Consider the following 2,117-nt stretch of genomic DNA (forward strand, 5'->3'; position numbering starts at 1 on the left):
CTGGGTCTTCGACTCCAGCTGGTCGAACGCCGGAGCCTTGCGGTGGATGCTCCACCGCTCCTTGACGTCGAGCTCCTCGCCGTCCTCGAGGTTGAGGCAGTCGCCGAGCATGTTGAACACGTGGCCCTTGGTCACGTCGCCCACCGGCACCGTGATCGGGTCACCGGTGTCGCGGACCTGGGCACCACGGACCAGGCCGTCGGTCGGCTGGAGCGAGATGGCGCGGACCATGCCGTCACCGATGTGCTGGGCCACCTCGAGCGACAGGACGCGGCTCTCGCCACCGAGCTCGAGGTCGGTCTCGAGCTTGTTGTAGATCTCCGGCATCGAGTCCACGGGGAACTCGACGTCGACCACCGGGCCGATCACCCGGGCGATCCGACCGATCCCACCGGCTCCCGACTCGGTCTTGGTCTCTTCAGCAGTCGCAGTCATGTCTCTCACTCACTCCCGGCGGACGCGTCGGCAAGCGCGTTGACGCCTCCGACGATCTCGCTGATTTCCTGGGTAATCCCGGCCTGTCGGGCCTGGTTGGCAACTCGGGTGAACTTCTTGATGAGCTCGTCGGCGTTGTCGGTCGCGGACTTCATCGCCTTCTGGCGGGCGGCCAGCTCGGACGCCGACGCCTGCAGCAGGGCGAAGAAGATGCGGCTCTGGACGTACTTCGGCAGCAGCTGGGCGAGCACCTCGCCCGCCGAGGGCTCGAACTCGTAGAGCGGCAGCACGTCGTCGTCCTCGGGACGCTCCTCGCCCTCGACGACCTCCAGCGGCAGCAGGCGCACGCTGTGCGGCTCCTGGACCAGCATCGACTTGAACTGGGTATAGACGAGGTGCACCTCGTCGACGCTGTCGTCCTCGCCCTCCTCGGCCATGAACGCCGAGATCAGGGACTCGCCGATGTCGCGAGCGTTGTCGTACTTCGGCTGGTCGGAGAAGCCCGACCACGAAGCGGCGATGGGGCGCTCACGGAACCGGTAGTAGGCCTCGCCCTTGCGTCCCGCGATGAAGGTGACGACCTCCTTGCCCTCGGAGCGGAGCCGCTCGGCGAGCCGCTCCCCCTCCTTGAGCACGTTGGAGGAGTAGGCGCCGGCCAGGCCCCGGTCGCTGGTGACGATCAGCACCGCGGCCCTGGTCGGGTTCTCCGGCTCCGTCGTCATCGGGTGGTCGACGTTGGAGTACGTCGCCAGCGCCGACACCGCCCGGGTGAGCTCGCGGGCGTACGGCGCCGCGGCCCGGGCCCGCTGCTGGGCCTTGATGATGCGGGACGCAGCGATGAGCTCCATGGCGCGCGTGATCTTCTTCATCGACTCCGTCGACTTGATCCGCGCGCGGTACTCGCGCAGCGATACGGCCATCCGTCAGCCCCGCTTCTGCTTGACGATCTGCTCCTGCTCGAGCTCCTCGTCGGTGGTCGGCTCGACCTCCGGCTCGTGGCCCACCTTGATCGACTCGCCCTCGGAGGTCTCGAACTGGTCGAGGAAGGAGTCGTAGGCCTCCTCGAGGGACTTCTCCGTGTCCTCCTCGAACTTCAGGCTCTCGCGGATCGTGGAGAGGATGCCCTCGTGCGAGCGGCGGACGTAGTCGAGGAACTCGTTCTCGAAGCGCAGGACGTCGTCGGTCGGGACCTTGTCGAGGCGGCCGGTGGTGCCGCACCACAGCGACACGGTCATCTCCTCCACCGGGTACGGGGAGTACTGCGGCTGCTTCAGCAGCGCCATCAGGCGCGAGCCCCGGTCGAGCTGCTGGCGGGAGGCAGCGTCGAGGTCGGAGGCGAACATGGCGAAGGCCTCCATCGCGCGGAACTGCGCGAGGTCCACCTTGAGCGAGCCGGTCACGGCCTTCATCGCCTTGGTCATCGCCGCACCACCCACACGGGAGACGGAGATACCGACGTCGATGGCGGGACGCTGGTTCGACGCGAACAGGTCCGACTGGAGGAAGATCTGGCCGTCGGTGATCGAGATGACGTTGGTCGGGATGTAGGCCGACACGTCGTTGGCCTTGGTCTCGATGATCGGCAGACCGGTCATCGACCCGGCACCCATGTCGTCGGACAGCTTGGCGCAGCGCTCCAGCAGCCGGCTGTGCAGGTAGAACACGTCGCCGGGGTACGCCTC

General features: G+C 67.4%; 1 protein-coding gene and 2 pseudogenes. All 3 read right to left on the bottom strand.

Translation table 11 applies throughout. The annotated features are described in order from the left end of the window. Positions 1-435, bottom strand: a pseudogene (locus VFN12_RS05260) (F0F1 ATP synthase subunit beta); the annotation flags it as partial. Positions 436-440: 5 nt separating this feature from the next. Next, positions 441-1,355 carry a F0F1 ATP synthase subunit gamma gene (locus tag VFN12_RS05265; protein WP_325117554.1) on the bottom strand — a complete coding sequence of 305 codons (915 nt, stop codon included), beginning with the start codon at positions 1,353-1,355 and terminating at the stop codon, positions 441-443. A gap of 3 nt (positions 1,356-1,358) precedes the next feature. Further along, a pseudogene (locus tag VFN12_RS05270) lies at positions 1,359-2,117 on the bottom strand (F0F1 ATP synthase subunit alpha); the annotation flags it as partial.

This window comes from Nocardioides sp., from assembly GCF_035703625.1.
GTDB lineage: Bacteria > Actinomycetota > Actinomycetes > Propionibacteriales > Nocardioidaceae > Nocardioides.